Source organism: Streptomyces sp. NPDC052910 (genome assembly GCF_055585605.1).
The window spans coordinates 193,381-218,823 of record NZ_JBVJJR010000001.1; the positions used below are offsets into that span (position 1 = coordinate 193,381).

The 25,443-nt window shown below is 71.3% G+C and carries 20 protein-coding genes and 3 pseudogenes; 10 read left to right on the top strand and 13 right to left on the bottom strand.

Going from position 1 to position 25,443, the window contains the following annotated elements; translation table 11 throughout:
• Nucleotides 1–161: 161 nt before the first annotated feature.
• Nucleotides 162–2,618: a polysaccharide lyase 8 family protein gene (locus ACZ6X9_RS00875; RefSeq protein WP_469775784.1), complete on the bottom strand. Its 2,457-nt coding sequence runs from the start codon at nt 2,616–2,618 to the stop codon at nt 162–164.
• Nucleotides 2,619–3,297: 679 nt separating this feature from the next.
• On the opposite strand from ACZ6X9_RS00875, the gene ACZ6X9_RS00880 reads away from it, so the two are divergent.
• A complete protein-coding gene (locus ACZ6X9_RS00880; RefSeq protein WP_469775785.1) occupies nt 3,298–3,903 on the top strand; it encodes a YceI family protein in 606 nt (201 codons plus the stop codon).
• A 15-nt stretch (nt 3,904–3,918) separates the two neighbouring features.
• Here ACZ6X9_RS00880 and cimA read toward each other — a convergent pair whose 3' ends face one another.
• From cimA to ACZ6X9_RS00900, 4 genes are all read right to left on the bottom strand, one after another.
• Nucleotides 3,919–5,541, bottom strand: coding sequence for a citramalate synthase (gene cimA, locus ACZ6X9_RS00885; protein WP_469775786.1), 1,623 nt, complete (start codon nt 5,539–5,541; stop codon nt 3,919–3,921).
• A 326-nt stretch (nt 5,542–5,867) separates the two neighbouring features.
• Complete coding sequence (locus tag ACZ6X9_RS00890; protein ID WP_469775787.1) at nt 5,868–7,211, bottom strand: MFS transporter; 1,344 nt, start codon at nt 7,209–7,211, stop codon at nt 5,868–5,870.
• A 195-nt stretch (nt 7,212–7,406) separates the two neighbouring features.
• Nucleotides 7,407–8,492: a branched-chain amino acid aminotransferase gene (locus tag ACZ6X9_RS00895; RefSeq protein WP_469775788.1), complete on the bottom strand. Its 1,086-nt coding sequence runs from the start codon at nt 8,490–8,492 to the stop codon at nt 7,407–7,409.
• Nucleotides 8,493–8,699: 207 nt separating this feature from the next.
• On the bottom strand, nt 8,700–9,758 hold the full coding sequence (locus ACZ6X9_RS00900; RefSeq protein ID WP_469775789.1) for a 3-isopropylmalate dehydrogenase: 1,059 nt from the start codon (nt 9,756–9,758) through the stop codon (nt 8,700–8,702).
• 138 nt (nt 9,759–9,896) lie between these two features.
• On the opposite strand from ACZ6X9_RS00900, the gene ACZ6X9_RS00905 reads away from it, so the two are divergent.
• Nucleotides 9,897–11,513 (top strand): purple acid phosphatase family protein, encoded by a 1,617-nt coding sequence (locus tag ACZ6X9_RS00905; protein ID WP_469775790.1) that lies wholly within the window; start codon nt 9,897–9,899, stop codon nt 11,511–11,513.
• A gap of 230 nt (nt 11,514–11,743) precedes the next feature.
• Nucleotides 11,744–12,190: a hypothetical protein gene (locus ACZ6X9_RS00910; RefSeq protein WP_469775791.1), complete on the top strand. Its 447-nt coding sequence runs from the start codon at nt 11,744–11,746 to the stop codon at nt 12,188–12,190.
• Nucleotides 12,191–12,276: 86 nt separating this feature from the next.
• Here the strand turns inward: ACZ6X9_RS00910 and ACZ6X9_RS00915 are convergent, their stop codons facing one another.
• Nucleotides 12,277–12,738 carry a hypothetical protein gene (locus ACZ6X9_RS00915; protein WP_469775792.1) on the bottom strand — a complete coding sequence of 154 codons (462 nt, stop codon included), beginning with the start codon at nt 12,736–12,738 and terminating at the stop codon, nt 12,277–12,279.
• A 428-nt stretch (nt 12,739–13,166) separates the two neighbouring features.
• Here ACZ6X9_RS00915 and ACZ6X9_RS00920 point away from each other — a divergent pair, with 428 nt between their 5' ends.
• The 3 genes from ACZ6X9_RS00920 (at nt 13,167) to ACZ6X9_RS00930 (ending at nt 17,489) form a co-directional block, all read left to right on the top strand.
• Nucleotides 13,167–14,141, top strand: a complete 975-nt coding sequence (locus tag ACZ6X9_RS00920; protein WP_469775793.1) for a hypothetical protein — start codon at nt 13,167–13,169, stop codon at nt 14,139–14,141.
• Between the two features lie 745 nt (nt 14,142–14,886).
• Nucleotides 14,887–15,585: a hypothetical protein gene (locus ACZ6X9_RS00925; protein WP_469775794.1), complete on the top strand. Its 699-nt coding sequence runs from the start codon at nt 14,887–14,889 to the stop codon at nt 15,583–15,585.
• A 542-nt stretch (nt 15,586–16,127) separates the two neighbouring features.
• Entirely contained in the window at nt 16,128–17,489 is a 1,362-nt protein-coding gene (locus tag ACZ6X9_RS00930) for a trypsin-like serine peptidase (protein ID WP_469775795.1), read from the top strand.
• Nucleotides 17,490–17,901: 412 nt separating this feature from the next.
• On the opposite strand, the gene ACZ6X9_RS00935 is transcribed toward ACZ6X9_RS00930, so the two are convergent.
• Both ACZ6X9_RS00935 and ACZ6X9_RS00940 read right to left on the bottom strand, forming a co-directional pair.
• The gene (locus tag ACZ6X9_RS00935) at nt 17,902–18,036 is read right to left on the bottom strand and encodes a hypothetical protein (protein WP_469775796.1); all 135 of its coding nucleotides are present in this window, start codon (nt 18,034–18,036) and stop codon (nt 17,902–17,904) included.
• 404 nt (nt 18,037–18,440) lie between these two features.
• Nucleotides 18,441–18,980, bottom strand: a complete 540-nt coding sequence (locus ACZ6X9_RS00940) for a tetratricopeptide repeat protein (protein ID WP_469775797.1) — start codon at nt 18,978–18,980, stop codon at nt 18,441–18,443.
• Between the two features lie 108 nt (nt 18,981–19,088).
• Between ACZ6X9_RS00940 and ACZ6X9_RS00945 the strand changes: the two are divergent.
• A pseudogene (locus ACZ6X9_RS00945) lies at nt 19,089–19,837 on the top strand (phosphotransferase family protein).
• Between the two features lie 112 nt (nt 19,838–19,949).
• Here the strand turns inward: ACZ6X9_RS00945 and ACZ6X9_RS00950 are convergent.
• Together ACZ6X9_RS00950 and ACZ6X9_RS00955 are read right to left on the bottom strand one after the other, a co-directional pair.
• On the bottom strand, nt 19,950–20,582 hold the full coding sequence (locus ACZ6X9_RS00950) for a M15 family metallopeptidase (protein WP_469775798.1): 633 nt from the start codon (nt 20,580–20,582) through the stop codon (nt 19,950–19,952).
• Nucleotides 20,583–20,592: 10 nt separating this feature from the next.
• Nucleotides 20,593–21,297, bottom strand: coding sequence for a GNAT family N-acetyltransferase (locus ACZ6X9_RS00955; RefSeq protein ID WP_469775799.1), 705 nt, complete (start codon nt 21,295–21,297; stop codon nt 20,593–20,595).
• 2 nt (nt 21,298–21,299) lie between these two features.
• Here ACZ6X9_RS00955 and ACZ6X9_RS00960 point away from each other — a divergent pair.
• Both ACZ6X9_RS00960 and ACZ6X9_RS00965 read left to right on the top strand, forming a co-directional pair.
• Nucleotides 21,300–21,365, top strand: a pseudogene (locus ACZ6X9_RS00960) (hypothetical protein); the annotation flags it as partial.
• Nucleotides 21,366–21,629: 264 nt separating this feature from the next.
• Nucleotides 21,630–21,941 (top strand): annotated as a pseudogene (locus tag ACZ6X9_RS00965) (transposase); the annotation flags it as partial.
• On the opposite strand, the gene ACZ6X9_RS00970 reads toward ACZ6X9_RS00965, so the two are convergent.
• Together ACZ6X9_RS00970 and ACZ6X9_RS00975 are read right to left on the bottom strand one after the other, a co-directional pair.
• Nucleotides 21,908–22,420 (bottom strand): hypothetical protein, encoded by a 513-nt coding sequence (locus ACZ6X9_RS00970; protein ID WP_469775800.1) that lies wholly within the window; start codon nt 22,418–22,420, stop codon nt 21,908–21,910. The pseudogene ACZ6X9_RS00965 and the gene ACZ6X9_RS00970 overlap by 34 nt on opposite strands.
• 449 nt (nt 22,421–22,869) lie before the next feature.
• Entirely contained in the window at nt 22,870–23,703 is an 834-nt protein-coding gene (locus tag ACZ6X9_RS00975) for a helix-turn-helix domain-containing protein (protein ID WP_469775801.1), read from the bottom strand.
• Between the two features lie 236 nt (nt 23,704–23,939).
• Here ACZ6X9_RS00975 and ACZ6X9_RS00980 point away from each other — a divergent pair, with 236 nt between their 5' ends.
• Nucleotides 23,940–24,872 (top strand): DUF6415 family natural product biosynthesis protein, encoded by a 933-nt coding sequence (locus ACZ6X9_RS00980; protein ID WP_469775802.1) that lies wholly within the window; start codon nt 23,940–23,942, stop codon nt 24,870–24,872.
• A 165-nt stretch (nt 24,873–25,037) separates the two neighbouring features.
• Here ACZ6X9_RS00980 and ACZ6X9_RS00985 read toward each other — a convergent pair whose 3' ends face one another.
• Entirely contained in the window at nt 25,038–25,316 is a 279-nt protein-coding gene (locus ACZ6X9_RS00985) for a hypothetical protein (protein WP_469775803.1), read from the bottom strand.
• Nucleotides 25,317–25,443 lie beyond the last annotated feature (127 nt).

The following is a 25,443-nucleotide window of genomic DNA, read 5'->3' on the forward strand; positions in this document are numbered from 1 at the left end:
TGTCGACTCCGCACAAGGTAGTGCTCGATTTGGTGGGCAAGAAGCACAGAATCGCGCTGCGCCCCTATCAGTCGGCCCCATTCGTCCGGGCTTCCCACGCTGTGGGTAGTCCACAAAACCACTCGGACACACCGCTGCCCGGCCGGGCTCCTGGCGGGGCGTCAGCCGGTCTCGACCTCGCAGCGGTGCGGCAGGCACCGGGTCCCCGGCCGGATCCGCAGCCGCAGGACGGGCCCGGTGGCGCGGACCTGTACGGACGGGTCGTGCGCCACCACCCGGCGCACCGGCCGCGCCCAGACGAGGTCGAGCGGCCGGCCGGTGCGCGGGGGCTCGGCGAGGTGCAGGGTGGCGCGGCGGCCGTGCCGGCGGACGAGGACGGCGGCGGGGGCGGTCACCGTGAGGGTGCCCACAGTGCCGGGGCGCCAGAAGGCGGCGGCGGTGAGGCCGGGCGAAGCGAGACGTACGGCCTGCCGGTCGGCGGTGTTGGCGAGGACGGTGAGCCGGCCGTGCTCCGCCGCGCGGGCGGCGACCGCGGCGCGGCTCGCACCGGGCATCAGCAGGTGGACGAGGGCCGCGCCGTCGGGGTCGGTGCCGTGCGGGTGCCACAGGGTGAGGTAGCGGCGGGTGAGCGGGCGGGCGGAGCCGCCGGCGTTGACGTCCCGCCAGGCGCCGGTGCGGTGTTCGTCCAGGACGTGCACGGGCGCACCGCCGGGGAGCACCCAGCCGCCGTGTCCCTCCAGGTGGAGCCAGTGCGCCCGGGGGAAGAAGCCCGTGCCGGAGGGCCGGGGCACGCCGTCGACGGTGAGCCGGGGCGGTCCGGTGATCCGCCGGTTGTCGAGCACGGTTTCGACCGGTGTCCCGTCGCGGGCCGTGACGCCCGCGGTGAGGCAGACGACGGCGTCGTCCGCGTACACCCAGACCCGGCGCGCCTCCAGGGTGGAGCCGAGGCCCTTGAGGTGCTGGCCGAGGAGCGCGTAGGTGCCGTCCGTGACGCCGCCCACCCAGCGCGCGTCCGGTCGCGGCTTGCCCCAGGCGCCGCCCTCGCCGTCGGCGAGGCGCTTGACGGAGACGGTGATGCCGGGGAGGCGGTAGGGGTCGACGGTGGGCCAGAACCCGTCCCCGTACTGGTCCTCGCCGCCGGGCACCCACCACAGGTGCATGCCGGCGCCGGTGTGCCAGCCGCGCGGGTTCTCGCCGTTGCCGTTCTCGTAGTGGGCGACGCGGTCGGAGGCCATGGCGAGCGCGGCGGTCCAGCCCGGGCGGCGGTGCACGGCCCGGTCCATGGCCGGGAACAGCCGGTGCCCGACGGCCTCCGGCACGACGCGAGCCGGCCCGGCGAGGACGGCCGCGAGCCGGGCGAGGTCGCCGGTGTCGAACTGCGGGTCGGCGAGCGGCGGCGCGGCCGGGTCGTGGGCGGCCCAGCCCTTGATCAGCCCGTGCCACCGGGCGCGCGCGGCGGGCGCGCCCTCCGCGAGCAGCGCGATGGCCGCGACCAGGGCGTGGCCACGCTGCCGGTCGCTCTGCGGCGGGCCGTCGTCGGTCAGCCCCCGGCTGACGGCACGGCCGGAGACGGTGTCCGGCACCAGGCCGTGGTGGATCAGCGGGACGAACGCCCGGTCGACGGCGTCGTGGACGAAGCGCCGGCCGGCGTCGGCGACGTCCCAGGCGGAGCCGTTCAGCAGGGCGAGGAGCCGGGCGAGGCCGTCGAGCAGCACCCACCCGTAGGTGCCGGTGTAGGGGACGGCGGTGTGCTGGAGGAACGAGCCGTCGGCGTACAGCCCGTCGCCGTGGTCGACGTGGGCGAGGACCGGGGTGAGCGCGTCGCGGGCGAGGGCGAGCTTGGCCGGCGCCTCCCCCAGGACGCCGCGGAGGGCGACGACGCGGCAGAGGTCGACGCGGTTGGCGCCGGTGCTGGTGCCGGTGTACGGGCCGAGGAGCGCGTCCAGGACGAAGTGGTCGACCGCCGCGAGCCCGTCGGCGCACCGGGCGGGCCCGGCCTCGGCGTACAGCAGGGTGAGCGTGTCGAGCAGCAGGCGCGGGGTGCCGATCTGCCACTCCCACCAGTTGCCGTACCGCTCGGCGCCCGGGTGGTAGACGGTCCGGTGGACGTGGTCCAGCCCGGCGAGGACGTCGGCGGCGAGCGCCGGGTCGCCGGTGAGCCCGGTGCCGGGCTGGACGTACGCCCGGGCCATGCCGTGCAGCCGGGCGTGGCTGAGGGTGATGCCGGCGGGCGGGTCGAAGGGGGCGTCGGGCCAGAGTGACCCGGGGGCGGGCCGCATCCGGGCCCGGTGGGCGCGTGCGGTCGCGCCGGTGCGGCGCAGGACGGTGCGGTACGGCTCGGCGCCGGGGTGGAAGCCGGTGCCGAGGAGGAGGTCGCGCCAGCGGTGGCGGAGGGTGGTGAACGCGTCGGCGGGGGCGGGGGCGCCGTCGGCGGCAGGAGTGGCGCAGGAGGCGGGAGCGCAGGGAGCGGGGGCGGTGGAGGTGGGGGCGGTGGAGGTGGGGGCGGTGGAGGTGGGGGCGGTGGAGGCGGTGGCGGGCGGCCCGTCGGCCAGGGCTCCGGCGAGGCTCCGGGCGAGAGCCGTGGCGAGGAAGGCGCGGCGGGTCCAGGGTGGAGGCATGGGCGTCCTCACGATGCGGGAGGGCTGCGCGGGGTGGCCACACCGTGCCAGCCGCGCGGCGGGGCGCGCAATGAGGCGAACGGAAACGCCGCCCGCTCCACGCGGCGCCGGGGCACGGGGCGAGCCGGGTGCGCGGCTCGCCGTCGCGACTCCGCCGGGGCACGGAGCGGGTCCGGGTGCACGGCTCACCGTCACGGCTCCGCCAGGGCCCGGGGCGGGCCCGGGTGCACGGCTCGCCGTCACGGCTTCCGCCGGGGCCCGGGGCGTGCGACCGGTCCTCGCCGGCCGCCGGGGTGGCGCCGGGATCCGCCCGCCACGGACGTCCTGCGAGCGTCCCGTCGCGCACCCGGGTCAGCGTCGGTCGGCCCGGCCCGGCCCGCACCCGTCCCCGCCGCCCGCCCGGCGGCGCGAAGCCGGTCCGGCCCGCACGGCATCCGGCCCCGCGCCGCTCCCCCGGCGGCGTCCCCGCGCCGCACCGCTTCCCTGGCCCGCACGGCCCGCACGGCCCGGCCGGAAACGGCCTCCCGGCGCGTCGCGCGGGCGCGGAGAATCCCGCCCGGACATATCCCCGATTCAGTTGAAGGATGAACCATCCCGCACTACCGTGGAAAGGGATCGAGCGATCGACCCACCCCCGCCGGCCCCGCCCGGCCGGCCGTCGACCCACGAGGAGAACGCCATGGGCCCCTTCACCCGCAAGTCCGCCCCCGAGACCCCGGCCGCCGCGAACCCCGCGCTGTCCGCCCTCACCGGCGACTGGACCATCGATCCCGTTCACAGCAGCATCGGCTTCACCGTCCGCCACGCGATGGTCACGAACGTCCGCGGCCACTTCGGCGAGTACCAGGGCACGCTCCATCTCGACGGGAGCGACCCCACCCGGTCCGCGGCCTCCCTCGACATCTCCGTCGCGAGCGTGGACACCGGCATGAAGGACCGTGACGCGCACCTGCTGAAGGAGGACTTCTTCGACGCCGAGCGGTTCCCGCTGATGACCTTCCGGTCCGCCTCCGCCGAGGCCTTGGGCGGCGACACGTACCGGATCACCGGTGACCTGACCATCAAGGACGTCAGCCGTCCCGTCGCCATCGACCTGGAGTTCAACGGCTCGGCCGTCGACGCCTACGGCACCGAGCGCGTCGGTTTCGAGGGCCGCGCCGAGATACAGCGGTCCGACTGGGGGCTGTCCTGGAACGCGGCCCTGGAGGCGGGCGGCGTCATGATCAGCGACAAGGTGAAGCTGCTCTTCGACATCTCCGCCGTCCGCGCCCCGTCCCAGGACTGAGCCCGCCGCCGGGTCTCACTCCCGCGGTTCGACGCCCGCGCGCCACAGCCCGTAGGCGTAGGCGTCGTCGAGCGCCTGCCAGGAGGCGGCGATGACGTTCTCGGCCACGCCGACCGTGGACCACTCGCCGTCCTGGTCGCTGGTGGAGACCAGGACCCGGGTGATCGAGCCGGTGCCCAGGCTGCCCTCCAGGATGCGGACCTTGTAGTCGGTCAGCTCCAGCCCGCCGAGCTGCGGGTAGAACGGTTCGAGGGCCGAACGCAGCGCCCGGTCCAGCGCGTTGACCGGTCCGTTGCCCTCCGCCGTGGCGACGATGCGCTCGCCCTTGGCCCAGAGCTTCACGGTCGCCTCGTTGGCGTGGGTGCCGTCGGGGCGGTCCTCGGCGATGGCGCGCCAGGACTCGACGCGGTAGTAGCGCAGCGCCCGGCCGGTCACCTCCTGGCGGAGCAGGAGTTCGAAGGAGGCGTCCGCCGCCTCGTAGGTGTAGCCCTGTGCCTCCCGCTCCTTGACGCGCTCGACGACCCGGCCGACGAGTTCCCGGTCGCCGCCCAGGTCGATGCCGAGCTCCTTGCCCTTGAGCTCGATCGACGCGCGGCCGGCCATGTCCGAGACCAGCATCCGCATGGTGTTGCCGACCCGCTCCGGGTCGATGTGCTGGTACAGGTCCGGGTCGACCTTGATCGCGGAGGCGTGCAGTCCGGCCTTGTGGGCGAAGGCGGAGACTCCCACGTACGGCTGATGCGTGGACGGCGTCAGGTTGACGACCTCGGCGATGGCGTGCGAGATGCGGGTGGTCTCGGCCAGCTTGCCGGGCGGCAGCACCCGCCGGTCGTACTTGAGCTCCAGCGCCGCGACGACGGGGAAGAGGTTGGCGTTGCCGACGCGTTCGCCGTAACCGTTGGCCGTGCACTGGACGTGGGTGGCGCCCGCGTCCACGGCGGCCAGGGTGTTGGCCACCGCGCACCCGGTGTCGTCCTGCGCGTGGATGCCCAGCCGCGCCCCGGTCGCCGCGAGCACCGCGGAGACGGTCTCGCCGACCCGGGCGGGGAGCATGCCGCCGTTGGTGTCGCAGAGCACGACCACGTCGGCGCCGGCCTCGTGCGCGGCGCGGACGACCGCGGTGGCGTACGCCGCGTCGGCCCGGTGACCGTCGAAGAAGTGCTCGCAGTCGACGAACACCCGCCGGCCGTGCGCCCGCAGGTGCGCGACGGTGTCCCGGACCATCGCCAGGTTCTCGTCCAGCGTGGTGCGCAGGGCCAGTTCGACGTGGCGGTCGTGAGCCTTGGCGACGATGGTGACCACCGGGGCGCCGGACGCGAGGAGCGCGGCGACCTGGGGGTCGTCCTCCGCCCGGACGCCGGGCTTGCGGGTGGCGCCGAACGCGACGAGCCGGGCGTGGCGGAAGGTGATCTCCTCCCGGGCGCGCCGGAAGAACTCGGTGTCCCGCGGGTTGGCGCCCGGCCAGCCGCCCTCGATGAAGCCCACGCCGAAGTCGTCCAGGTGCCGGGCGATGGTGAGCTTGTCCGCCACCGTGAGGTTGATGCCCTCGCGCTGCGCGCCGTCGCGGAGCGTGGTGTCGAAGACGTGGAACGCGTCGGACGGGGCCGCCTCGGGGGCGTCCGTGAGGGTGTCCGTCATGCTGCTGAGGCTCCTGTCGGGATCTCGGTCTACCGGAATGACCGGCTCCACCGTCCCTCCATGGTCCCGCGTGCTCCGCTCCCGGCGAAGGGTGGGCCGGAAACGAAAAAACCTCTCGCGGGTGCGAGAGGTCTGCGCGCGGGTCGGGGACGAGGGTGGCCGTGCCGCACCAGGTACGTGCGGAACGGTCACTGCGGACCGGCGCGCCTGCTGCCCGTAATCATGGCGAGCGAGAACACGGACGCAGTCTTGCACAGCCGCCCCCGCCGCCGGAGGCGCGTCTCACGATGCGGGCGGCGGGGCCGGATGTCGGGCAATCGTTCGGGTCAGGGGGCGGCCACGGCGCCCTTGGAGTCCCCGAGAGCCTCGGGATCGCGCCCGGCCGGTCCCGCGGGCGCACCGGCACCGACCCGCTTGAGGTCGATGTCCCGGGTCTCCCGCATCGTCAGGTACACCACCAGCGACACGGCCGCGCAACCCGCCACGTACCAGGAGAAGCCCGCCTCGTGCCCGCTGTTCTTGAACCACAGGGCCACGTATTCGGCCGTCCCGCCGAACAGCGCGTTGGCCAGCGCGTACGGCAGCGCGACGCCCAGCGAGCGGACGCCCGTCGGGAACAGCTCAGCCTTCACACAGGCGTTGATCGACGTATAGCCGGTGACCACGACGAGGGCCAGCAGGGCGAGACCCAGGGCGGGCCAGAACGAACCGGCGTGCTTCAGCAGCGTCATGATCGGCACGGTCAGGAGGGTGGACCCCACCGCGAAGGTGACCAGCAGCGGCCGGCGGCCGATCCGGTCGGACAGGGCGCCCGCGAGGGGTTGGAGGCAGGCGAAGACCAGCAGCGCGCAGAAACTGACCAGGGTGGCGGTCTGCTTGGGCAGCCCGGCGGTGTTGGAGAGGTACTTGGTGAGGTACGTGGTGTACGTGTAATACGCGACGGTGCCGCCCATGGTCAGCGCCATGACCAGCAGCGCCTCGCGCTTGTGCCGCAGCAGGGCGCGGACCGTGCCGCGGTCCCCCTGCGGGGTGTCGTCCGCCTCCTGGTACGTCTCCGTCTCCAGCATGTTGCGCCGGAGGTAGAAGATGACGGCCGCGCCGAGCGCGCCGACGACGAACGGGATCCGCCAGCCCCACTGGTGCAACTCCGCGGAGCTCAGGCTGTGTTGCAGCACGATCAGCAGCCCCAGGCCGAGCAACTGGCCGGCCGTCATGGACACGTACTGGAAGCTGGACGCGAAACCGCGGCGGCCGGGAGCGGACGCCTCGGTGAGGTACGTGGCGCTGGCCGCGTACTCGCCGCCCACCGACAGCCCTTGCAGCAGCCGCGCGACCAGCAGCACGGCGACGCCGCCGTACCCCGCCACCCCGTAGGTGGGCGCGGCGGCGATCAGCACCGCCGAGGCGGACATCAGCGTCACGGTCAGGGTGAGGGCCGCCTTGCGCCCCCGCCGGTCGCCCACCCGCCCGAGCAGCCAGCCGCCGACCGGGCGCATGAAGAAGCCGACGGCGAAGATGCCGGCGGTGTTCATGAGTTTGGCGGTGTCGTTGCCTTCGGGGAAGAAGGAGCCCGCGAAGTAGGTCGCGAAGCTGGCGTAGACGAACCAGTCGAACCACTCGACCATGTTGCCGGCCGAGCCGACCCAGATCTTCTTCCAGTGCTGTTCCATGGGGGAACGGTGGCGGACCGAGCGGTTTCGGACAAGGGGTCCGAGGCGGAGGCGCGGTCGCGTGCTCCTCGGACGCCGGACGAGCTTGATTCAGCCCGTCCGGCGTTCGAGGACGAGCGGCGAAGCCGCGAAAGGGGGTCTGGGGCGTCAGCCCCGGGAAACGGTGAAAGGGCGGGGCCGGGGCACCCCGACCGACTACCCCAGCGGGTGCATCCACCCGTACGTGTCGTCCGCGGCCCCCGTCTGAACGTCCAGCAGCGCCTGCCGCAGCCGCATCGTCACCTCACCAGGACCGCCGTCGCCGATCGTCCAGTCACCGCGCGCGGACTTCACCGACCCGACGGGCGTGATGACCGCGGCCGTGCCGCAGGCGAACACCTCGGTCAGCGACCCGTCCGCGTTCGCGTTCCGCCAGTCCTCCACCGAGATCCGCCCCTCGGCGACCTCGTACCCGAGGTCCGAGGCGATCCGCAGCAGCGAGGCCCGCGTGATGCCGGGCAGCAGGGACCCGGTCAGCTCGGGGGTGACGATCCGGTTCCCGTACACGAAGTACAGGTTCATGCCGCCCATCTCCTCGATCCAGCGGCGCTCCACGGCGTCCAGCCAGACCACCTGGTCGCAGCCCTTCTCGGCGGCCTGCGCCTGGGCGATGAGGGAGGCGGCGTAGTTGCCCGCGCACTTGGCGGCGCCGGTGCCGCCGGGGGCGGCGCGGACGTACTCCTCGGAGATCCAGACGGAGACGGGCTTGACGCCGCCCGCGAAGTAGGCGCCGGCCGGCGAGGCGATGACGACGAAGAGGTATTCCTTGGCCGGGCGCACGCCCAGCCCCGCCTCGGTGGCGAACATGAACGGCCGCAGGTAGAGGGAGGCTTCACCGGAGGCGGGCACCCAGGCGCGGTCCTGCCGCACGAGGGCGTCGCACGCCTCGATGAAGGTCTCGACGGGCAGTTCGGGCATCGCGAGCCGGCGGGCGGACGCCTGGAAGCGCTTGGCGTTCTCGTCGGGACGGAAGGTGGCGACGCCGCCGTCGGGGCGCTGGTACGCCTTGAGGCCCTCGAAGATGGCCTGCCCGTAGTGGAGGGTCATGTTGGCCGGGTCGACCGACAGCGGCGCGTACGGCACCAACTGGGCGTCGTGCCAGCCGACCCCGTCCGTCCACTTGATGGTGACCATGTGGTCGGTGAAGTGGCGGCCGAACCCGGGGTCGGCGAGGATGCGCTCCCGTTCCGCGGCGGACAGCGGCTGCGAGGAGGGCTTGAGCTCGATCGTGGGCGTGGTCATGGATGCGTGTCCTTAACTTTCGGGTGCTGCGGACCGCGCTCACGCCGCCCCCGCTCTGGTGGACGTCCGAGCTTTTCGCCTCTTTTCGCGGCCCCGTGTCCGATTATCGCTCGGCCGGGGTCATGAACGAAATACCTGTGCGAACGCCGAGGAGGCGCGCGGCCCGATGGAACGGTGGTGATTCCGGCCGCGCGCGAGGCGGACGGGTCAGGAGGGTACCCCCGGTACCTCGGTTACCAAGGCCACCAGCGCCGATCCGGTCTCCTCCGTGGAGCGGGCGGTCCCGTCCCGCCGCGCGAGGTCGGCGGCGACGGCCTCCTCCACCCGCGCGGCCTCCCCCTCGTAGCCGAGGTGCCGCAGCAGCAGGGCGACGGAGAGGACGGTGGCCGTCGGGTCGGCCGTGCCGGTGCCCGCGATGTCCGGAGCCGAGCCGTGGACGGGCTCGAACATGGACGGGAAGGTGCCGTCCGGGTTGATGTTGCCGGAGGCGGCGGTTCCGATGCCGCCGCTGACGGCCGCCGCGAGGTCGGTGAGGATGTCGCCGAAGAGGTTGTCGGTGACGATCACGTCGAACCGCTCGGGCCGGGTGACGAGGAAGATCGTCGCGGCGTCCACGTGCAGGTAGTCCGTCGTGACCTCGGGGAACTCCCGGCCGACCCGTTCGAAGACCGAGGTCCAGAGCCGCCCGGCGTGCACCAGGACGTTGTTCTTGTGCACCAGCGTGAGGTGCTTCCGCGGCCGGGCCTGGGCCCGCGCGTAGGCGTCCCGGACGACGCGTTCCACGCCGTACGCGGTGTTGACGCTGACCTCGGTGGCGACCTCGGCCGGGGTGCCGGTGCGCAGCGAGCCGCCGTTGCCGGTGTACGGGCCCTCGGTGCCCTCGCGGACCACGACGAAGTCGATGTCCGGGCCGCCGGCGAGCGGGCCGGCGGTGCCGGGGTAGAGCCGGGAGGGGCGCAGGTTCACGTAGTGGTCGAAGGCGAAACGGAGCTTGAGGAGCAGGCCGCGCTCCAGTACGCCGGACGGTACGGAGGGGTCGCCCACCGCGCCGAGCAGGATCGCGTCGTGGTCCTTGAGGGACTCCAGCTCGGCGTCGGGAAGGGTCTCCCCGGTGGCATGCCAGCGCCGGGCGCCGAGGTCGTACTCCCGGGTCTCCAGCTTCACGTCGGAGGGGAGGACGGCGGTGAGGACGCGAAGTCCCTGGGCCACCACTTCGGGGCCGATGCCGTCACCGGGGATCACTGCGAGGCGCATGCTGCGAGACATGACGGGACCGTACTGCCTCGTCCCACTGAATGACACTCTGCGTCCATCATGTGGACGAGAGGCGACCGGCAGGGGCCGGTTCGGCGGAATTCGGCGGAAGTGGGTGACGGGACGGGCCTTTGCTGGCACTTTCCCGGCATGGACACTCCACGCGTAGGCATCCCCGGCCGGCTCGCCGAGCGCATGACCATGCCGGAGCAGCACGAGTACCTGCGGAGCAAGCTCACCCGGCGCGGCCTGCTGCGCGCGGGCGCGGTGACGGCGGGGACGGTCGCCGGGACGGGCCTGCTCGGAGCCGCTCCCGCCGCCCTGGGAACCTCCGCCCTCGGAACCTCCGCCCCGGGGACCTCCGCTCCGGGAGCCCCGACCCTCGTCTCGGCTAGAGCCACCGGCCGGGTCAGCGGCGCCCTGGTCGCCCCCTTCGGACGGCACCTGGCGTTCGGCGCCGACCCCAAGACGCAGATGCGCGTCTCGTGGCAGGTGCCGTTCGCGGTGCGCAAGCCCTTCCTCCGGGTCGGGCTGAAGCCCTGGGACCTCGGCCGCCGGGTCGAGGCCGAGGTGCGGCACCTGCACACCCCGCCGCTGGTCCGGAAGCTGCCCGCCGTCGACCAGCACTACCTGCACGTCGCCCTGGACGGGCTGCGTCCCGGCACCACGTACTACTACGGCGTCGGGCACGCCGGCTTCGACCCGGCGGACGTCCGCAACCTCGGCACGGTGGCGTCCTTCCGGACCGCGCCCGCGCGCCCGGAGCGGTTCGTCTTCACGGCCTTCGGCGACCAGGGCGTCGGCTACCACGCGCTCGGCAACGACCAGTTGCTGCTCGGCCAGGACCCGGCCTTCCACCTGCACGCGGGCGACATCTGCTACGCCGACACCAGCGGCGCCGGCCGGCCCGGCGACGTGTACGACGCGCGGGTGTGGGACCAGTTCCTCGCCCAGACGGAGACGGTGGCGCGGAGCGTCCCCTGGATGGTGACCACCGGCAACCACGACATGGAGGCCTGGTACTCCCCCAACGGCTACGGCGGCCAGAGCGCCCGCTGGGCCCTCCCCGCCAACGGCTTCGACCCGCGCCGCGCACCAGGTGCCTACTCCTTCGTCCACGGCAACGTCGCCGTCGTCGCCCTGGACGCCAACGACGTCTCATACGAGATCGCCGCCAACGCCGGGTACAGCGGCGGCCGGCAGACCGCCTGGCTCGACCGCCGACTGCGCGAGCTGCGGGCCCACCGGGACGTCGATTTCATCGTCGTCTTCTTCCACCACTGCGCCTTCTCCACGACCAAGGCCCACGCCTCGGACGGCGGCGTCCGCGACGCGTGGCTCCCCCTGTTCGACAAGCACCGCGTGGACCTCGTCGTCAACGGCCACAACCACGTCTACGAGCGCACCGACGCCCTCCGCGCGGGCCGGCTCCGCCGCCGCGTCCCGATCGGCGCGACGGTCGACCCGGCCCGCGACGGCATCGTCTACGTCACCGCCGGCGGCGCGGGCGCCGACCTCTACGACTTCCCCGTCCCCGACAGCTACGAGGGCCACGTCCACGACCTCGAAAGCATCGCCAGCTACCACTGGAAGAAGGGTCGGGTGAAGTCCCCCGAACGAGTGGAGTGGTCCCGCGTCCGCTACACAGGCCACTCCTTCCTGGCGGTCGAATGCGAGCCGGGGACGCGGCCCCGGCTGCGGGTCACGGCGCTGGCGGAGAACGGGAAGCGGATCGACCACTTCGACGTGGTGCGGTCAGGGCGGTAGGGCCGACGCCGGATCGGGCCCACGGTGCGCCGCCGGGCCGGCGACGCGCCGTGGGCGCCCCCGTCCGGCCCTCCGCCCGAGATTCGCAACCATGTCCGATCGATCCCGGTCGGATGAGATCTGTCTTTATCCGTGCCTTTCTCGCGGCACGGCACGCGTTCATGGTGGAGCGTGCGCCGACGGCACCCCGCCGCCGGCGGAAGCGGACCGTGAGAGAGGGAGTCCCTCGCATGCCTCCGATCCCCGTGAAGCCCGGCGTCTACAAGGTCCACGCCCACATCATCGGCCCGGCGGCCCTGCTGACGGCCACCGAGTACGCCGTCAAACACGGCGCCCCGGTCATCACCGACCGCCTCAACCCGCTCCCGATCGAGCAGGAGTGGACCATCGAACCCACCGAGCCGGTGCCCGGGGCGCCGTACGTGGTGCACCTCGCGCAGCACGAGGCCGCCGGGCTGGTGATCGCCGAGGACAAGCTGTACGTGAACAGCGTCCCGCGCCCCGAGTGGGCGAAGTTCACGTTCGAGCGGGTCATCGGCGGCGTCAAGATCCTCTCGGACAAGGGACTCGCCCTCCGCGCCGGGCACCGGGGCGCGCAGATCGAGGTCGTGCCGCCGCAGCCGGAGTTCCAGGAGACGTGGACCCTGGAGTTCCTGCGGCCGTCCGACGAGGAGTAGACACCGCCCGGCTGCCCGGCTGCCCGGCTGTCCGGCTGCCCGACTGCCCGGCTGTCCGGCTGCCCGACGGGCGCGGGCCTGCCTCGTCAGGGGCCGGCGCCCGTCGTCCCCGGCAGGGCCGGGACGAACGGGATGAACGGGATGAAGTCGAGCACGGACGGCGGGACCGAACCCGCGGGGCCGTCCGTACACGTCCGGGGCGTGCGGTCGCTCAGGATGTCGAAACCTTGCACGCCGACGTTGAGCAGGGTCGGGACCGCCGGGCTGGAGTCCGGGACGGGGGCGCACGGGGGCTGCGGCCGGTGGTTGTCGTAGCCGCCGCACGGGGCAAGCAGTCCGGTGACGGGCGGGCCGAGCAGGCCCGCCACGACCCCCGCGGCATCCCCGCCGGCCGTCACACCCGACCGGCCGGAGCAACCACCGCCGGCGACCGGGGAGAGGAGGCCCCCGTCCGGGCCCCCGGCCCACGCGGGAGCCGTCCCGGCCCCGGCTCCGGCGAGGAGGGCCAGACCGACGCCGGCGGCGCGGGCGACGGTGCGTCGGTTCATGAGCCTGTGTCGGTTCATGAGCTGACGAACGACCGCGCTCGCGCGCGGATACGGGATGTCGACGGCGGCGGGACGCGCGGGCCCGCCGTCGCCGGCGGACGAACGGACCGGCCGGGCCGCCCCCGGGGCGCCCGCACCCCCGCCGGGCCGGCGTTCCGGGGTCACCCGCCCGGCGGCCTCCGGTCCTGATGACCGGGCCAGGACCCCGGCCGTGGCGCTGCCTGTGCGCAGGCGACGCAGCGGGCGACCGCGTCGAGTCCGGCCGGGCAGCGGCGAGCCGGCGCCCACCGATCGTGGACCGTTCCCGTCGGCTGGGCCTTGTCAGAGCATGACAAACACAGGAGACTCGCATCCGCGGAGCGGCACCGTCTGCTTACAGCGCGCAGCTGTCGCCCGGCGAAGACGATTTCAGACACACCAGGAATCCAGTGAAGACAGAAAACGTCACCGCCACGGTTCTCCCCGCGCTCGCCGCCGCTGCCGCATCCGCACTGCTCCTCCCCCTGGCACCCGCCCAAGCGGAAACGCCGTCACCGTCCGCTTCCGCCTCGCCAAGCTCCGCCACTCATGCACGACTTGAGGTGTTCGGCCTGGGCCCCGACAGGCACACACCGGTGCGGGCCGGCAGCCTTGCCTCCGTACGCCTCAGCGGGATGCCACCGGGGTGGGACAAGGCCACCATCGACGCCCGGCCCGCCGACCCCAATGACCACTTCTCCTATTTCTTCGGCTACGACGTCAGGCCGCGCAAGGGCAAAGAGACGGAAAGCGCGGACGACTACGGTCATTACACGACTCTGGAGCCGGGCCGGTATGTGGTCACCGCCAGCTATCGCGGACGGGAACTCGCCAGCACCGAGGTCACAGTGCAGAAAGGGCCGTATCTCGACTACGTTCGCCGCTTCGACATCTACCCCCGCTATGGAAGCCCCACCGACTCGGCAACGGAAGCACACCGAGTTCGCCCTGGGGCCCAGGCAGCCGTCTCTCTTGCTGTCAGCGACGACGATGCAGGGACCCTTCAGGCGCGTTCGCCTGCTTTTGATCATCCGTTGAAACTGCGCATGAACACCAGTGACGACCCGGATCTCCGGCAGGACGCGGAAAGCGGCCCTTACGTGTATGCGGGACATTTCCGAGTGCGGCCGAACCTCCCCGAGGGCGTATACCCCGTCACCGTGTCCTCGCACGGAGGACGGCACAGCGTGACCCAGAACCTGATCGTCGCCGCGACAGCCCAGGACCCCCCACCTCGGGCACTACCCGGGTCCACGTCCGGTTTTCGGCCGACCATCTGGCAACTAGCCGGCCTCGCCATCGGCCTGCCCTGCCTTGCGGTCTTCACCTTCCGCGCCGTCCGCGCCCTCCGCGACCGACGACGTCGGAATTCCACCACGGCCTGAGACCGCCTCCTCTGACTCTCCCCCGCCGGAATCCGTCCGGACCAGCCCCCCCCTCACGACGAGCCCCAGTTCCTTACAGGCGCTCGCCTTAAAAGCCTTCCCTGACGACCAGGGAAGCCGCGATTCGAAAAAAGGGGAACACATGTCTCTGAACAGAGCACGCCTTCGGCATGCTCTCGTGGCCGCAACAGGTCTCATTGCCCTGGCCACCAGCCCGGCGGACACCGGACGAGGAGAGGCCTGGTGTTCCCGCCGAAGGCGCGTGCGAGCACGACCAAGATGACGTGCCGCTTCCTCGGTCACCCAGCGGCCCCGGGACCCCTCCCGCCGGCGGGGTCTTGTCAGAGCATGACAAGTACAGGAGACTCGCAGCCGCAGAGTGCCACTGTCTGCTCACCAGCGCGCAACTGCCGCACGACGAAGACAATTTCAGAATCACACCAGGAATCCAGTGAAGACAAAGTTCGCCACCGCCACGGTTCTCCGCGCGCTCACCGCCGCTGTCGCATCTGCACTGCTCCTCCCCCTGGCACCCGCCCACGCGGAAACGCCGTCACCGTCCGCCCCTACTCCTCTCGCTTCGCCAACCGCCGCCCCCCACGCACGCCTTGAAGTGTTCGGCCTGGGCCCCCACGGGCACACGCCGGTACGGGCCGGCGCCCTTGCCGCTGTACGCCTCAGCGGGATGCCTGCGGGTTGGGACACGGCCACAATCAGAGCCCGGCCTGCCGACCCGAACGACGGCTTGTCCTATCTCTTTCCGGATCCGATGGAAGTTGCCCCACGCGACGGTCGAGCTACAGAGAGCGCGGACGAATACGGCCGCTATACGACCGACTATCCGGGGCGGTATGTGGTCACCGCCTATTACCACGACCAACCAGTCGCCAGCACCGACGTAACCGTGGGGAAAACGCCGTACTCCGACTATGTCCGACGTTTCGATGTCTACCCCCGCTACGGGACCGACCCCACCAACCCGGCAGCCCAGGCGCATCGAGTACGCCCTGGCGCGGAGGCGGCCGTCTCCCTTGCTGTCGACGACGACGGGGCCGGAACGCTCCAGGCGCAGTCACCGGCTTTCGAGCACCCACTGGCTCTGCGTATGCACACCAGTGACGACCCGGGACTCCGGCAGGATGACGAGAACGGGCCCTATGTGTACGCGGGGCATATCCAGTTGCGACGAAATCTTCCCGAGGGCACCTACCCGGTGACGGTGTCTTCGCACGGAGGACGGCAGAGCGTGACGCAGAACCTGATCGTCTCCGCGAAAGCCGAACAGCCGCCACCCCCGCCTCCCGGTTCTTCCGCGTCAACCACGCCCAATAGCCGGATCAGCCCCTGGCTGTTTGCCATCATCGCCGTCGCCTCCATCGGCCTCGCGGCCATCGTCATCCTCATCGTCCGCGACCGGCGACACAGGAAGTCCACCACGACCTGAACACCTCCTTCTGTGAATGTTCCTGAAGCGGATCCCCTCCGGTTCGGGAGTCCATTCGGCGCGCCCATATTCCTTGTGGGCGCCCGCCCTTAAAAGGCTTCTCTGAAAACAGGGAAGTTCGAATTCTGAATGAAGAGTGAAAACGCATGTCATTGCACGGAGCACGGCTTCGGCGCGCCGTCATGGCCGCAACAGGTCTCGTTGTCCTGGCTGTCAGCCCGGCAACCGCCGCCAACGCACCCACTCCGAACCCACTCGGCGCATCCAACCCGGCGCCCTCCATACGTCTCACGCCCCCCGGCGCCGCCCCCAGAACAGCGACATCCCCCACCTCGGCCCTATGCCGCCGGCTCCCCCGGAGCGAAGCGCCTCCCCTGCCCCGACGGACCCCACTCAGGGCAGCACGGACGGCGACGCGGAGGCGGAGGAGCTGAGACGGTTCTGGACGCCGGAGCGCATGGCCTCCGCCACCGACCCCTCAGGGCGGACACCCAACGGGTATCAAGCTCCTCTCAAGTCGAGGGCCGTACGGAATCTGGCCCGTGAAAACCTGGTTCATCTACGGGCAATACCAACGAAACGATAAAACCGCCGTCTCCGACCTGGATTTCACCTTCGCCGGCTTGAAGTCACTCAAGGGCAAGAACGTACAGGACGTAGTGGGGGGCAACACTCTCGGCAGAACCAAGACCTTTTACAACAACGTCACGATCTTCGAATATCCCATGATCGGCCATAACCGGGCCGACACGGCGGTGAAGTGTTCCACCAAGACGTCGCCGTTGCCGAGGTACAACCAGATGCAGATCGACTGCGCCGGCATGTGGGGTGGTGTCTCGGGCGGACCGTGGTTCTCCAAGCTGAACAATGACGGGACCGGTGAGATCATCGGCAACGTCGGCGGCTGGAATGGCGGTGGCATAGACAAAAGCGACCCCCGGTACCCCGGCATGTACGACCGCATCACCTACAGCCCGATGCACCAGGACTATTTCTTCCGCCTCTACGACGACGCCCAGCACGGCCGCCATCCCAACTATGGCAAGTACCAGCAGCCCCGCCTCCCGTACACCATGGGCGGCGCCAGCACGTGGAAGCACGCCAAGCTGATGGCCTCCGGCGACTTCACCGGCCGCGGGCGCAGTGATTTGATTGTGGTGTGGACCGACGGTGAGATCACCCTCTACAACAGCGACGGCCGCGGCGGGTTCAGCGGCGAGCGGCAGCTCTTGGGGAAGAACGCCACCTGGAAGCACGCGGAAGGGATCACCGCCGGTGACTTCACCGGCTCCACTCAGTTCGACCTGATCGTGCGCTGGTCCGATGGCGAGGTCTCCCTCTACGGCGATGTCGGCTCCAAGGGGCTGAACTGGAACGGCATCACGATGGTCGACAAGGACAAAGACAAGGACAAGGCCAAGACCTGGCAGCACGCCACCCAGATCACCGCGGGCCGCTTCATCGCCGCCAAGTACGTCACCGACCTGATGGTGCGCTGGTCCGATGGCGAGCTGACCCTTTACACGAACGTCGGCGCCGAGAAGGAGTTCTCGGAGGAGCACAAGCTCATGGACTCCAACAAGGCTTGGGAGGACGTGACATTGCTGACCGCCGGCGAGTACAGCGGCAGCGGCAGGTGGGATCTGCTGGTGCGCTGGAAGGACGGCTCGATCAACAGCTACGTGGGCACCACCACCAGCCATGTGGGCGCCAGGCACACCGTCCGCGGCGGCAACTGGAGCACCTGGACCCACAGCACCGTGATGACCACCGGCGACTTCACCGGTAACGGCCGCACCGACGACCTCGTCATCCGCTGGTCCGACGGCGAGACCTCCCTCTACGAGGACACCGGCAGCGAACGCCTCGGCACGGAGCACAACCTCGTCCCTGCGACCGGCTGACGTGACTGCGGGTGGGTGGATCGCTCGTACGGTGATCCACCCACCCGAAGCACGCCCGCTGCCCGGCGCGGGAATGCCCCGGAGATGGCGTGAGATCCGAGCCTGACACCCTGTCCCTCGCCCTCCTCGGGGCGATCGGCCGGGCCCCGGTCATCGACGACGACCCGCCATGTGAGTGGTGAAGGCCCGCCGGAGTTCTCCGGCGGGTCTTTCGCGCTGCTTGACGACAACGCTGACGGCGATGCTGACGGCAACGTCAACGGACGCCGGCTGCGGCCGATGGGGCGTCGGGGTCGGCGTCCCTGCAGGCCAGGCGACCTGGCACTCCGCTCGGGGAAGACAGACTGGCAGGCGGCGTTCCCTCTTCGCCGTGCTCCTCGTCCGGGCTCGACGCCGACCGAGGAGGCAGAACCTAGAGGCCCGCCGGGCCCCCGTTGTCGCGGCGGTCGAGGGCGCGCTGGAGGGCCGCGGCGGCGTTGATGCGGTCGGCGTCGCGCTCGGCACGGCGGGTGCGGCGGGGTTTGCGGACGGCGGTGGTCTCGGCCATGGGTCACGTCTCCTCTGGAAGAAGCCCTGCAAGAAGCCCTGCGAGGAATGCGGTCTGGTGAGGACGAGTGGGATTGGGCGGGACCGGATGGAATCCGGCGTGAAAACCGAGCCGGGAAGGGGCGGGGGCCCGGGCGCTCACAGGGGTCACCTGCGCTCGCGCGCCCGGCCGCATCCGCCGTCGCTCGATGGAGCGGGACGCTCGGCTTCCTCCACGCTAAGCGAGCATTCCCGCGCTGTCGCGGTATTTACTCGGGCTTCCTACTATCTGAGACGGCGAACGGGGGAACGGCCGACGTGGACGCGCGTGCGGGCCGTCGGCGTGCCGGGGCCGAGACGTGAGCGGGGCCGCGACGCGAGCGGGACCGCCCGGCCGTCGGGACGCCCGCCCGCACCGCCGACGACTCAGCCCTCCGCTTTCGGTGACTCCTCCGCCGCCTGCTGCACACCGTCCAGGTCGTCGGCGTAATACTCGATCGCCCTCCGGTAGTCCCGCACCCGACGGTCGCCGCTGGTGGCGGCCACCGTCTTCAGCAACAACCGCACCGCCTCGCGGCCTTCGCCCTCGTTGTACAGCGCCATGGACAGGAAGACCCGCAGCGCCGGATCGTCCGGAAACTCTTCGAGCCCACGCCGAAGCGTCCGCACGGCCGCCCCGTACCGGCCCAGGACCCGGAACGTGCTCCCCAGTCCGACGAAGGCCCCGTGACGGGCTTGCGGAGCCAGTCCGTCACCGTCGGCCAGGGCCCGCTCATAGAACGGCACGGCCTCGGCCTCCAGGCCGAGGACGTCGTGCACCCAGGCGGTCTGGTAGGCGATCTCGGCGTCCTCCGGATACCGCTCGGCCAGCTCCGTCAGCCGCTCCCGGGCATGCTCGGCCTGTCCCTCTTCCCGCAGCCGCACTGCTCGTGCCAGCTCCGCGTCCCTCTCGTGATCATTCTCCATGGCGCCCCACGCTGGCACACCGCCCCCGGCCGGCGGAACCCCGGCGGCGGTGCGATCGCTCCCGATATTCCCGGCGCCGCGGGCGGCCCACCGGGGATGCTGGGCGCCATGGATGAGGTCGAGGTCGTCGTCGCCCACTCCGAGCGCGTGACCCTGCGTGTCGGTGACGTGTTCCTGAAGGTGGACGCCGACCAGGCGCGCGTCGACGTCGAGGTCAAAGCGATGGCGATGGCGCCCGTGCCGACCCCGGAAGTCCTGTGGCGTGAGCCGCCCGTGCTCGCGATCGGTGCGGTACGCGGGGCGGCGCTCGGCCGCCTCGGCGTCCCGTCGACCGCCTCGCCGGCGGCGTGGGCCGCGGCGGGTGCCGCCATCCGGACGGTGCACGACGCGCCACCGCCGCCGTGGCCCGGCCGGGCCGGACGAAGTCGCGACGCGTTGGCGGCGGATCTCGACGGCGCATGCGAGTGGCTCGTGGCGAACGGGGTCCTGTCCGGTGATCAGGTCGCCCGCAACCGCCGGATCGCCGAGGCCGTACTCCGGCCCTGGACCCGGTGTTCACGCACGGAGACTTGCAGATCACCCACGTGTTCGCCGACGGTGACGAGATCACCGGCATCATCGACTGGTCCGAGGCGGGCCAGGGTGACGCGCTGTTCGACCTCGCCACCCTGACGCTCGGACACGAGGAGCACCTCGGCGACGTCCTCACCGGCTACGGCTCCGACGCCGGCGTCGACCTCGACGTGATCCGCGCGTGGTGGTCCGTGCGGTGCCTGTCGGCCGTGCGCTGGTTGGTCGAGCACGGCTTCGATCCGTTCGCACCGGGCTGTGAGGTCGACATTCTGACATCTCGGTAATCGCGGTGATGCTGGTGATTGTGGTGAACGCGGTGTCGCCGCCCCGGGTCGGTTCCTTCGGTGTCTGCCGCGCTGGAGGCCCTGCCGGTTCGGGCCGAGGGCAACCGGCCCCTCAGACCGGCCCGTAGACGGCGGCGCGGGTGCCCGTCACGAGTGCCCAGTAGCGGTCGCCGTACGACCAATGCCACCACTCACTCGGGTAGTTGACGAAGCCCTCCGCACTCAGGCAACGGGCCAGGAGGCCGCGGTTCTCCCGTGCGGCCTCCGACAGCCCCGGGGCCTCGAACGGGCACGTCCGTTCGCCTCCCGTGCGGTGTCCGTTCACCGGGCCGCCCATGTCCTGCTCGACGCCGTCCGCGTCGACGAGTGTCAGGTCGAGTGCGGAGCCGGCACAGTGCGGAGCCACCTCGACCGGAGAGACGAAAGCGCTGGTCAGACGTCGGCGCTCGGCCGGGTCCGCGATCCCCGAAAGCCGCAGACGGTCCTCGTACAGCGCGAAGCGGCGGGCTTGTTCCCGCGGGCTGCGATGGCCTTCGATGACGAGGAACCCGATGCCCTCGGGAAGCCTCCCGGATGCCGCGCGCAGACGTTCGAGCACCCCGGCCCTGACCCGGCCGTAGGCGCCGGCCGCGTCCCGTTCCCGCGGGTCCAGCGTCACCGCCGGAACCGTCGCGACGTCCACAAGCGGCTCCCCGCAGTCGAGCACGGGGATGTCGACCAACCGAGGATCGCTCAGCAAGACCATGACCGCGAGCCTACTGGCGTCGGCTCGGCCGGTGGCATGGGAGGTGACCCGGGCCGCGTGCCAGCCGACACCTGCCGCCTGCTACTTGCCGCCTGCCGGTCAGGCTTTGAACGAGTGCAAGTCGGTCACCGCCAGGGTCTGCTCCGCGCCGTGCGCCTTCGAACGCCAGGCCCGCGCCCCAACTCCCGCGACGCAGCAGGTAGGTCAGTTCGAGTTCATCCCCCTCCTCGGTGACGTGCCCGGGAAGCTCGGCGGAGCGTCGGTCGAGCACGAGCGTGCCGATGAGCCGGTCGGTCGTCTCGTCGGCGATGACGAACGTGCCGGGCTTGTCGGTGACGTGCGCGGCACCGATCGCGTCGAGATACCCCTCGACGGCGTGTCGCGGTCTCGGACCGCCGAGGTACCGCCGGACCTGTGGATCGGTCTGCAGTTCCACGAGTCCGTCGCGATCGGTGTCGTGCGCGGCGCGCAGCCGGAGCCGGCCCGTGGTGATCTCCGTGGCGGACAGCGTGGGCGACGGTTTCATGGGGCCCATCCTGTCCCGGGACCGCACGACCTCGCGACCGACCCCGCCGTCACCGTTTTCGTGACTCCGCAAAAGGGCGGACACGACGCCACCGCCGTGACACCGGCCGGGAAGAAAGCGTTCGGCGAACGGCTTCCCCACACCGAGCCCAAGCTCCGCGAACTGTTCCCGAAACTCCAGGCCAGGCATGGATGCGGCGGATCGCCGACCTCTATCCAGGTGAGGCGAAGACAGATGCGAGGGACGCGTTCATCATCGCGGACGCGGTCCGCGCGATGCCCCACACGCTGCGGGCCCTCGCCGGCGAGGACGTGATGCTCGCCGAGCCGGAGATGATCACTCCGGGTTCGACGACGACCTCGCAGGGGAAGCACCCCGGGCCGCGAACCGGCCGCACGGCCTGCCGGTCCAGCTCCACCCCTCGCCGGAACGGGTCCTGGGGCCACGGTCGCAGCACCAGCCACCCTCACACTGCCGGAGCGGTTCGGCTCACCGCCCCCGATCCGCGGGGCCGGCCGACGGCGACCGCCGGCCACTTCGCCACCTACGCCGGACTTGCCCCGGCGACCCGGCGACCCGGAGCTCAGGTTCCCGGATCCGCGGCGAACAGCCCTCCAGGAGAGGAGACAAGCAGCTCAAGGGGCTTTCTTCCTCTCCGCGTTCGCAGCCCTGGGCGCCCCCGTGTCCCGGGCTGTTACGGCAAGAAGACCGCCCAGGGCAAACATCGCACCCAGGCCCTGCCCTGCCTCGCCCGACGCAGGGCCGACGTCCTGTTCGCGATGCTCCGCGACGGGACCTTCTACGAGCCGCAGCCGTCGGCCGCAGTCACCTGACGTGGCGGATCTGCAAGGAGAACGACTCGACCGGCCTCGACATCGAAGCCGATCACCGGATGGCCACAGTCGCCTTCCGGGTCCATCAACACCGGCTTGCCCAGCCGCCGCCCGATCTCCCGAAGGAAGCCGCAGAACACGTCAAGGCGATCCTGACCCTGCAACTCCCTCACGTCGACGTCGAAGTCGACTTCATCGCCGGCATGGAAACGGAAGATCGCCAACACATCGGCAGCCGGCCAGACCCGCAGGCTCGGGCACTCGGCGTCCACCGGACGGGACAGCACGGCCTCCGCCCGGGGCACCGGAAGCACCGTCTCCCCCTCGGAGTACCGGCACTTCCAGCCCTTCTCCGCGATCAGATCGAGGACCGCCTGCCAGTCCTCCACCGAGGCATCCGGGACACGCACGTCCGGCAACGCCCCCACCGTGTCCGGGTCGAAGAAGCGCTTCACGTCATTCCACAGCAGATCAGCCACCCCGCCATGCTGCCCGGCTCACCGACCCGACACGCCCCCGTTTCCCTTGATCCAAGGCATAGGACACGCCCCGCCTCTCCACTCCCCCCTCTCGTGAGAGGCAAGGAGAAGTGCGTCGCCCGGCAATGCGTCCGCCCCTCCCCCGTCTAGCGTTCATGCCCGGCCGACGCGCCCCGAAAGAGGGGACGCCCGCCCCTCTCACGGCCGCCGGACCAGGGAACGACCATCCGGCAGGCGGTGCGGCTTGCCGTGCGGTGTTCAGGCACGGTTTTCGTCCTCAGGACGTGGCGGCCACTGCGGTCACGAAGGAGGCCCAGGCGGCTCGGGGGACGATGATCGGGGGCGGTGGGGGTTTTGGAGTCGCGGATGGGGAGGATGCCGGGGAACTGTTCGGCGATCTCGGTACGGCCGACATCGCCCTCCACTCCAGGCGGTTGGGGACATGGAGGCTAGAGGTACAGGCGGTAGGCCCTACCCATCACCTTGCGAATCAGCATTCTTGATGCCTTGGCGTCCAGCACCCCGGCCTGGAGCCGATCATAGAAGCTGGCATATTCGTCCACCGCTTCTTGTTTGGTGATCACGCCGCCTCGAAAGCCGGATTGATTGTACACCACCTTCTTGCCTGCGGGAAGCTCCATGATGGTGAATCTTCCAACGCTCTGCACGATGTCGGCGTCGCCGTCGAAGGGCGCGATGCGTACCTCGATCCCCGGCGTCTGAGACGCGGCAACCAAGTCCGCAAGCTGCTCCCGCATGATCGCTCCGCTACCGATCACCGTGTGGAGGGCAGCCTCGGTGAGCACCGTAGAAAAGTGGGGCCGACCGGAACCCTCGAAGAGTTGGTGCCGACGAGCTCGGTACTTGAGCTTGTCCTCTACATTGCCGCCCCAGAACGGAATGTGCTTCTCGATGATCGCCCGTTCATACGCGGCATTCTGCAGGAGGGCAGGAACTGCGCAACTGATGTCACGAAGGCCGATCGACCGGGACTCGAACCAGAACGCCCGGCGCACCCACACGGCATCGGGATCGTCGTCGAGTTCGTCACGGAGCTTCCAGATGCGACCGTTGGCGCCCAACGCACGGTCGATGCGGCGGGCGACGTCGCGCCTCGGCACGTGCGTGCCCTTTTCGAAGTGGGAAATCGCGGTGTTCGACAGGGCAACCGCCTTGCCGAGCTCCCTCTGCTTCCACCCCTTCGTAAGCCGGTGCTCGCGGATCGCCGCTCCGAGCGCTGCGACTCGTGCTTGGTACGGATCAAGTGGAGCAGCACCAGCCATAGTTGTATCCCCCAATCGACTTGGTCAGCACTCAACCCTGAGATGGGGTGAGCATAGGGGCTGAGGACGATACTGGAGATCGGAACCGGGACGCGTAACTCCCGCCGCACGACGCTGCGTTCGAATCCTCACTGTGATGCCCGCCGTGCGGTATCGCACACATAAGCGAGCGCAAGGGTTCGCGCCCACGTGCCCCGGTTCCCGACAGCCGTCCCCCCACCGAGGAGAGCGACCCCATGCCCGTCTGGCCCGGTACCGCCATGCCCAACGGAGGCCGACAGGCCGCCCCACCGGCCCTCCGCCCCGCGGCCGAAGCGGAGATCGAAAGCGTGGTCGGCCTGATCCTCACCGCGTCCATGCCGCCCCCGGCGGAGATCATGGAGGCGTCGGCCGCCGAGCTGCGCCGTTTCATCGGCGAGTGGGCGCCCTGGATCAAGGTCACGGCGCGGGAGTCGCTGCCGGTGGGCGATCCGCGGCGGGTCGCCGCCGAGGGGGCCGCCGACGAGGCGACGTACCGGGCCCGGTGCACGGGTCCCGGGAACGGGCTGGAGTCGGCGTTCAGCCACTGCCGGAGCCTGGCCCTGATCGTCAGGGAGTTGCTGGGGCACCGGCGGGTACTCGACGCGCGTACGGCCGCGGGTTCCGCGCCGTGTGTGCGGGTGGCCGCCCGGGCGCTGATCTGCCGTCCTTCCCCCGGCGGAGCCGACGAGCGGGACGTGCTCATGGTGTCGCCTTCGCACCCCGGCGTACCCGGCAGCAACTTCCGGTTGCCCGGAGGGCCGGCGGCGGCGGGTGAGCCGGCCTGGGAGACCATGGCCAGAACCGTGCGGGAGGAGACCGGACTGGCCGTCCGGCCGGAGCGGCTGCTCGTCGTCGACTGGGCGCGGGGCGGCGGGGTCGAGGCCGGCGTCACCTTCGTGTACGCCGTCGGCGCCCTCGACACCGGCGACACCAGCGACACAGGAGAGACAGGAGAGACAGGAGACACCGGCGTACGGCTTCCCGAGCGGCCGGAACTGGCCGGTTACGCCTGGGTCCCCGTCGGCGCTCTCGGCGACCGCTGCTCGCCGCATCAGGCGCGCCGGGTCAGGGCGGCCCTGGACGCGGCACGTGCCGGGACGCTCGCGGAGCTGCGGCTCGGCGCGCCCGCCTACGCCGTCGCCGCGTAGAACCGCCACACCGCAAAACCGCAGAACCGCACGACCACCGCCGCGCACGACCGCCGCCGCGTAGAGCCGCCGCCCCGCACGACCGTCACCGCGTGGCACCACCGCCGCTGAAACTTCTCCGCCTGGAACCGTCGCCGCGCCCGCCATGTCGCGAAGGTCCGGCGGTTACGGCGACGGGACGGCGGTCAGCCGAAGGCGGCCGGTGTCGTCGGGGGCCTCCGCCCGGACCTCGACGGCCGAGGTGGCGAAGCGGAGGGTGAAGCCAGGGTCCGTGTCGATGAGCTCTTCGAGGTTCTCGCGGGTGCCTTGGCCGTGAGGTGGCGGGATCAGGGCCTCCCACTCGCCCGGACTCGCGGTGGCCGTCGCTCTGACAGGGATCCGGGCCAGGCAGGTGGACGGGTTGGCCCACCACTCCAGAAGCGCCGTCTTCTCGTCACGGTTCATTCCGTGAGCCTAGGCGCCGCTCCCTGAGCCCGGGCGTCATCCCTTGAGCCGGGGCGCCCGTCTCCCGGCAGTGGCGGCCCCGCCCGCGCGGCCCCGCCCGCGCCCCCGCCGGACCGACAGCACCGAC